This window comes from Caldisericum sp. (assembly GCA_022759145.1).
Classification (GTDB): Bacteria; Caldisericota; Caldisericia; order Caldisericales; family Caldisericaceae; genus Caldisericum.
This window is the reverse complement of sequence record JAEMPV010000023.1, coordinates 1-8729: the sequence shown is the minus strand read 5'-3', so window position 1 is coordinate 8729 and position 8729 is coordinate 1. Positions and strand designations below refer to the sequence as shown.

Genomic DNA, 8729 nt, shown 5'->3' with positions numbered 1-8729 from the left:
AAAAGCACATCCCTCATCAAAACAATAGACCGCCACCCATACCAGAAAACTCAAGCCCCAAGACAGCTACATCTCATTCATAAGAAGCCAAGACTCCGCACAACAAGCCATCGTCCCATGCAAAGACCTAAAAGACTAAAAACATCAAACAGCATCCCAGAGCTCAATATCCCTTTCTACTTCCCCATACGTAGACCACGCCAACCTATATCTTAAGCGCGCTCTTTAGCCCAATTTATAAATGTAAATATTTTCTTGAGTAACACCATTTGGATTTGTGTTATTTCTTTTCTTGAATAGTTTTCTCTTTTTTATAACATCACTAAATTCTTCGGTAAGTCTAAGTTTATTATGATTTGCTAATAGGTGCTCGGCTAAAATTTTTCCTATAGGTATTTTGTAACCAGCAAGAGTCGTATCAGCTAAAACAAGGACAAGCGTCGAGGAGCTAGCAAGATTTTCGATAATATTATCAAGGGCTTTTGTTATGGAGCCAAAATAATTTTCATAGTATTTTATCAAATGTTCTTTCCCGCTTTCACGAATTTTCTCCTTATAGTATTCATAAAGACCGGAATTCACCTTGTAGGCCACTGGTTTGTAGGGTATTTCATGTTTTCTCAACCACATAATTTTATCCATTGGAACCCCCAGCCATTTAAGATCTAATTTGAAGCTTCTAACATACTCGTGAGCAATAAGGTAAGGTGGACTTGTAACAATACAGTCTACATTTGAGACTGGGATCTCCATTTCTGATATGTCAAAAAATCCATGCGTTTGTGGCTTAGGAATATTTATTTTTGGAAGCGAAAGCAGTTTCTGCATTGTGTTTTCGAGTTCTAAGAGAATTATTTTTTCTACATTTCTGTTTTTTCTCAGCAATTTTCTTAATTTGGTTCTTTTGACATTACTCCTATAATACTTGGCCACACTGTCATCAGTAAATGAGAGCTTTCTCGTAATTCTAAGAGAAAGAATTGCAAAAGTGGCCCAAGGAATATTTTCCTTATATGGTCTCCATGTTAAATCATTTTTATCGAAAAAAGCAACATTCTCATGAAAGGTTCCCCAAATTTTCTCTAGAACAGGGACAACTCTACTCGGATACCAGTAGAAGAGCTCCTCCTCGGTACAACATTTAAAGACCTCGGAAGAGTTTAAAGCTTTTTTAATCTTTCTCGTTGTATCAGCAAGTGCTCGAGAGCCTTGATTGAGAATTTCATAAGCATATTCAACAAAGATATCTATCATTGGTAATAAATCCAAGCCATATGAATCTCGGAACCCCAACAAGGAAGCAGCAAGCAACCCACTTCCAGACCCTGCAAAAGGATCAAAAAACACTTTTCCATCGCAATATTTACTTACGAGGGAAACAACAAGTCCAGCATGGAACCTAGCGGGATAATAGTAAATTGTCCCCAATTTCTGTAAAAATTGGGAAAGCTCTTGCAAGTTTACCACCTCTTTTTACAAAACAAATTTAAGGTGGTTGTCCATCACTTTTGACAACATCCTCAAGTATCAGGTTTGCTATGTTCCTCGATACTACCCATTCCTTCAGAAGGGGATTCTTGAGTGAACAACCCTTATCAATCTGTACACAATTATAGCATCCGTCAAAACAGAAAGGTACAACATATTCATAGATAGCCTGCAAATAATATCTTACTTCTTTTTTAAAATCTCTTTCAGTCTTGTCTATATCTGTCGGGCGCACGATTTCTTCTAGGAAATCCCTTATAAGACCCTCTTTATGTAGCATAAGTCTTCTAAATTCACTTAAAGGAAGCGATAACATGTCATCTAAGCCATCTAGCCCAAAGAGCGAACGGAGATATTCCGTAAACTTCGTCAGAATGCTCTGCGTTGAGTCTCCAAGTTTTTTAGAAAGATAATTGTCCGCAACCAGGAGGGCTGGCTTAATTTTTTCACGCCGAGATTGCCAATACCGGTCACAGTTTTTGTCGTCGAAGTATTTTAGCATCTCACTAGCAAAATTCTTGAAATTAAAATTCTTTAAGACTTCGAACCAATAAGATGAGGAATACGACTGAGTATCAAAAACAAGTATAATGCCTTTTGGATGCTGTCCTGATGCTCCACGAAGCCTATAATGATAGCCATCAATAACAACATTTACAAAATAAGGTGTGCTTTCCACGGCTTCGTATAAATCCGAAAACTTCCTTTGAGATTCGGAGTCAGATTTAGGTATAATGATCGCAGTTGTCTCGAATAACCGTGACTTAGGAATCTTGAGTTCCTCAGAAAGATAACGGATCAACAAATGCGAAACACCATGAAGCCCATATTCAAGCAAAAGTAATGTAATTTTTTTCGAAAGTATCCTTACATCTAAACGTACATCGATGTTCTTCTTCACAGAATCGCGATACTCCTTGATAAGTTCATTCAAATACAAAAGATAGGCCGCCATGAGTTTTGTGCTCTCATTGGGATTCCTATCTGCATTTTTGGCGATTTCCTCTAATTTTTGTAAAAGATTTAAAAGAAATTGACCCCTGTTATATGCGACATAAGTTCTCCAAACTGCTATTTTTTGTCCATTAGTGTTTTCTGAGCCCTGTGTTCCTAAAGGTATAAGATGTAATTGATAAAAAATAGTCTTACGAGAATCAAGTTCTACATAGACAGGAGTTAACCTGTGAGGTAATTTCCTTTTTATATAATCTCTAAAATCTTTACGTCCCTGAGCTGCATTCTCTTTTTTATCCTGAGACTCAACAGAAAAAGTAGATCCCTGTACTAAAAAAGCGTTAGCCAATACCTTTAACAAAGCCCTCGAATTTAGCGAGCAGTTGAGAGAATTATATTTATCACTTTGTATCTTTTCTATATGTGAAGGGGTGAAAGACAATTCTTTCTTGCCTTTAACAGTTTTTACCAATGACCATGCATCAATTATCATGTTATACACGCAATGATTCAAGTGCGTCACTAAATTGTTAAGATCAATTTCTGCTAGAAGTGCTCCCGAATCATATATATTAATGGATGACAGCTTATTTACATCGATGTTCGATCTGCCACTCTGACTTCTCAGTAAATAATATTCATAAGATAACAGAGGGGCTGGGAAAAATGGGAAAAGATATGTTTTGTAGTAACTTTTTTCTTCCAAAACCAGGCTCCCAAGAAGGGTTTGAATAACATCCAACGAAAACAAACTGTTGTTTTGCATAGTAGCATAGAATGGCCAATAAAGTATCTGCGGATATGTCGTAATCTTGTCAATATTTACCCTCTCAATTTGAATATCTTTTGAGCTAAAACTGTGAGAAGAGATAGGTGTTTCAATAACTATTTCGTTAAATGCCTTTTTTTGTTCAAAATTGTCTGGCAACCCTATTATAAAAAACTCTTCAATATCTGCAGATTGCGTATTTTGTCTTGGAACAATTTTTATGCCAAATTTGCCTCTATCCTCACCTATGTATAGTAGAACATGTAAGATTTTTGTGGATCTGTAGATCTTAAGATAGTGAATGGTCGCTAAAATATTGCTTTCTTCTCCACATCGCTCTTTCAATTCATGTATTTGATCCAACTCAAGAGCATCTGTTCCAATATAACTTGTTAAGGGCAATCCTATACCAGACGAAGGTTTTATTTCTTTAATTTCAAGTATATTGTTTATTTCGTCAATCTTTAGCTTCCCGCAAAAATAACTCCCCTCGTTGTTTAATGGGAAGAAAGGAAAATTAATAGCAGCCATGATTCTTACACCTTATTCTCCCAGCTGTATCCTTAAAGGTCTTTCTTTTATTAAAGTTTGTGCTGGATCCCTTTCCATTTTTATTATTCGTCGTCCTTTTCTAATAGATACGAGTAAATGATTATTAAAAGGATTACCAATATCATCCAATACTCCTGGGGCTAGAATATCCAGCAAATATAGCTTCTTAGAGAGATATTCCTGTGCGGATTTTACCTCAGAAAACTCGTCAATATCCTTAGTAATTGTGGAATTTCCATCTTTAAAATAATCAGAGTATACTGAAAACTGTTTATCTAAACATGAAAGCAAATTAGCCTGTACTGAAAAAATTTTATTCCATAACTGAGATGGCCAATTTAAATAATATTGTGTTACTGTGTTTCTGTATTTTTCTTCTAAAAGAAATAAATAATTAGACCAATAATTTATCATTCTAGCATGTGGAATCAAGTTCATCCTTATAAATTGTATACGAGTGCTTTCATTTTTATTTGCATCCTCTAAATCTACTTTAATATCAGAAAGAACTTTGTATGCAGAGGTTAATTCTCTTTCAAGATCCTCTAAAGCCTTTTTGTTTCTTATACGCATACGAAATGCTAGAATTTCCCGTAGGGCCTTAACAATATTATTGTAGGCTTCTTTGATAGCCACATCAGAATTTTGAGAACCTGTCGAGAAAGTTTCCCACAACATCTTTGCCTGTTCTATCCATCTTTCATATCGCACCTCTAGTTCGTTATTTATTTGTCTTATAGCATCTGAGCTTACAAACTCTTGCAAAACTTGTGCTGTTGGACACATCTCTGCCTCCTGTATACATTTATCAACGTATACTTTTGTTAAATGACGAAGTACCACATCAGCATTACTAAATGGGTTAAACGTTTTAGGACTTGTAAAGTTATATACATATTCAACCGCCTCCTGATCCCTAGAAAATATTAGATCCTCACCTGTATTACGGAGCACTAGCACCAAGGTGGAAACATAAAGTGAAGCCATGGAACGACCACTACGCCCCATTCTCTGGTTTAATTCTATTGATGATGGCTCGCAAGCAAATTGTAGAACTACGGGTACATGCTCTATATCAACTCCAAGCTCCATTGTAGACGTTGAGAGGACAACAAGTGGAACCGGTGTTTTTTCTCCTTTCATACGGGACTCGATGATTGTTCTTTCTTCTCTACCTAAGTCTCCATGGTGCATTAAAATAAGATACTTAATATTTGCAAAGCTTGACCCCTCAAGATTCCTAAGAAACTCTGAGTATCTTCCCCTACCTTTATTTTCTGTCGTGAAATAAGCTGATGCAAAAGCATTGATCCCGTCTATGAAATATTTTACATTATTATAGAGAGTTTTATTCTCCAAAATTAAGGATTTCATCTCACTGTATGATTGTAATTTTTTACTGCCGAATAAAATGATGTCATCCAATTTAAAGTAAAGCGGTAGAACTGTAAAATCCTTTAGAATGTTGTCACACGTTAGAAGATGATATAAAGATGAATGTGAGCTTAGTGTCGAGTCAATGTAGGGGATGACTTGCTCTAATGCTTTTTTTCTCGGTTTATTTTTACTTAACAAGCTATAGGGATAAAACTCTGTAAACAAAACCCTGTCTGCCAAGTCTTGAGCGTCTAAAATTTGACGTTCCATAAATTTGTTATAAATATCCTTTAGAGTTGACTTTGAATCTATAAATATAAGACCCAGTGACCTTGCAAACTCCTTACCAAGCCTACTGAGCCTCGATCTATAAACGTGGAGCCAATGGAGTAAGGCTACTTGAACCTCAGCTAATGCAGTCCAAGAATTTTTAAATGGATATGGAACAATTACAATTGCTGTCTTTACCTTAAACGGATATCTCCAGATAATATTATCACTCGGATTCTGAATTTTTACATTTAGATCCTTCAAAACACTTTCATCATAGTCTAAGTAAACTATAGCATGCCCCTTTCTAAAAACCTCAAACACGGGTTCTGAAAAGAGATTTCTTAAAAAGTTTTCAACAGAGGGGCTTAAAGATGGATATTGCTGAGAAGTTTTTAGCTTAAAGAATCCAATTATGTTGCCAGAGTAAAGCTTATTCCCATTTTTAGAGATTATCTCCTGGTCGCTCAATGTTGCGCTCGAAACAACTATATCTAAGTCTTTAACTAGCTCGCTCACATCTCTAGGAATTGTTTTTTGAAGTAGGCGAGCTCTAGTGTAGAAAATCTTTAGGAGGGCTGTGGCGATGATGTCGAGATTTTCTTTAGCGTATACATGTGCCTCATCTATGATTATTGTCCTAATAGTCCCCAAGATTTCTTTGTAGTCCTCAAGATTTGTTGCCTTCAATGCATCATTAGCTAATCGATAAAGTATGGAGTGATTCGTGATGAGGATGTCATATTCTTCAAAATAGCTCCATCCCTCGTCTTTTAAATCCTTTAACCATTCGATAGGTCTAGAATCTGATGTTATCTCGCATTTATCTTTGGTAAGGAATACTTCATACTGATTTCCGGCAACTCCATGGCATATTTTATAATTTTGTAACAGTAGGCCACGTAATTCACTGAACTCATTGGATCGAGGCCTTCTTATGTCCAAACTGTCTCCGTCTCTTATTCCTAAAATGATTTTTTCCAGACCTTCTTCTTCAAGTAATTCGTTAATCATGTATGTTATTTCTATTATTTTACCCAGCTGATCCCGTGCTAGCGCCTTACGTGGGTAAAGAATAATTGTCTTCGATTTAAGGCCAAGTATTTTGTATGTTAATGTCTTCACTAGCGCGAAAATTAGAAAAATTAGTGTTTTTCCACTCCCAGTCGGAGATGTAATAGCTGTCAGGATGTTTTCTCTTTCACTTCCAACTCGAAACATCCATAAAAGGTACTGATATTGATATTGACTTATTCTTTTATATTTTGAGGACAATTTTTCGAGCGCTCTTTTTACTATTGCATATGTTTTTTCAACCTTTTCAGAATTCTCGTTAATATTGTTTTTAATAGCGACGTTTTTTATATAAAGCTTAATAACATTAAGTAATTCTTCATCTGTTAGTCTTTTCATAGAAGTCCATTCCTTTTGCAGATAACTGGTAGGCGGAGGGGGCTCAATCAAAAAGGGCAAAACATTTGCCTCTAAGGTTGCTGGATTAAAAGGTAGAGAAGACGCCGTGCTTGAATATTTGTATAGCATCCCATGCAAAGTCTTAAAGAAAATACTATCAACTTTTATGGAATTACTAGCTAGTTTCTTCTTAAGTTTATCAACGAATAAATTAGAAATGTTTTCAGGCTTAATATTGAGCGCTGCAAAAAAGTTACTTAATCGTAGATACGTTTTTAATTCATATAAAGCATGAGGGTTGTCTTCGTTGAATTCAGCAAATACTAGTCCTGAAGGATTCGAGGTTAGAAGACTTTTAGCAGACAGCATATTTAAATTATCTGAAGGAGGGCTAGGAACTGGGTAAATTAAACCCAGATCTATAAGTTCTAAAATAAGGTCTACAATTAGTTCCTCCATCGATAAGTTTTCGATATGTTGTGTATTACCTTTCAAAAACGAAAGCATCTTTGACAGTTTCATTTTTATTTTTGAAGTATCACATTTCGGCTCTGGACTTATTGGCTTCAAAATGTTATATCCACACTCTATTCTCCTTATTCCATTTATAATTGCATAAGCCAAGACATATATGTCTATTCCCCTACTGGGATTCGGTTGACCAACGTAAAGTGGATAGGAGGAACCATAATATACTATCGTGTCCCCGGTGTTAACTCCTTCCTCCAAAATAGAATTTGTCCTCATTACTGCTATTTCATTCAACAATATTTCATGATAAACCGCTATAATATCGTCTAAAGGTCTATATTCAACAGGTACAGTGCTCATGAATTGTCCACCTCCCTAGACAAACGAAAAGGACACCTAGTGTTTTGACACAAGTAACATAGATCGCTAATTACATAGAGGTTATTTTCATCTTGCTGCAAAACATTTTCCACTAAACTTTTCCCTAGACTTATTAACCAGTTCTTACCTTTTCCCGTTATTTTGATAGAAAAAGGATTAGTAGGGTGCTCACCAAAATAATTATAGATTAAATAGAGTTGAAGATCCTTTTCTAATTCTTTAGTTTGCTCTATAAACATAAAAGCATATATCGCAAGCTGCATAAAATCCTGAATTCTTGCATAGTGCGCCCTGGTTGATTTAACTTCAATCAAATAGATATTTTTGTCATCTTCACACAACAGATCAATATATCCTCTAATGTCTCCGTACCTAACCTCAAACCCCTCCTCACAATTAATATTCCTAGCCTCAAAAAGCTTCCTTATATGCTGCAACATAGCCTCATGCTTTTCTGAGGCCCTTCTTAGGATTTCCTTATTAACCTCAAACCCTTTACAACCTATCGGTCTCTGAGACAACTCTCGGACACCAATTGACCTTTTATTCTCTACATTCATCTAATAAACACCACTAAGTTGGAGGATCTTTGAAGTAGCAAGCATCCCAATTATAAACTCTTTGACATCGTTTTAAAATTTTCTGTTTTCAATATTGAAAACCGGTAAACTACGTTTTCCCAAGTATAAGGTTCTTTATTAAGTAGACAGACGAGATGAGAAAATAAAGAGTTGCAAGCATGAGAGCCTAAGCTTTTACATTTGCAAGAAATCTCCGAGATCTCTGATTGCCTTGAATGCTAGTAGATAGTGTAAACTTATAACGCAGAAAATACGTCATTGAGATGTAAGCTTTTTAATTTCCTTTGTCAAAAACTAGCTATTCCGGTGTATATGTCGGAAAGCGACATGCGTCAAATAATGTGAAATTTTTATATCTTGCAATAGAAAAATATGTATGAAACAAATGTCCAGCTATGACAAAATTGAGGGTTTTAGATATTGGGATCCAGAGGGCTGGAGAAGTTTCATCCGGGAACACATAGTTCCTCTCC

The 8729-nt window shown here is 35.7% G+C and carries 4 protein-coding genes; all 4 read right to left on the bottom strand.

Features of this window, described 5'->3' with window-relative positions; all coding sequences use genetic code 11:
- Positions 1–225: 225 nt before the first annotated feature.
- The 4 genes from JHC30_01300 to JHC30_01285 are packed head-to-tail and all read right to left on the bottom strand — an operon-like array spanning position 226 to position 8235.
- Positions 226–1458 (bottom strand): hypothetical protein, encoded by a 1233-nt coding sequence (locus JHC30_01300; protein ID MCI4462790.1) that lies wholly within the window; start codon positions 1456–1458, stop codon positions 226–228.
- A 28-nt stretch (positions 1459–1486) separates the two neighbouring features.
- On the bottom strand, positions 1487–3742 hold the full coding sequence (locus JHC30_01295; GenBank protein MCI4462789.1) for a hypothetical protein: 2256 nt from the start codon (positions 3740–3742) through the stop codon (positions 1487–1489).
- Between the two features lie 12 nt (positions 3743–3754).
- The gene (locus JHC30_01290) at positions 3755–7654 is read right to left on the bottom strand and encodes a DEAD/DEAH box helicase (protein ID MCI4462788.1); all 3900 of its coding nucleotides are present in this window, start codon (positions 7652–7654) and stop codon (positions 3755–3757) included.
- A complete protein-coding gene (locus JHC30_01285; protein MCI4462787.1) occupies positions 7651–8235 on the bottom strand; it encodes a PD-(D/E)XK nuclease family protein in 585 nt (194 codons plus the stop codon). Before JHC30_01285 ends, JHC30_01290 begins: the two co-directional genes overlap by 4 nt.
- Positions 8236–8729: the final 494 nt, after the last annotated feature.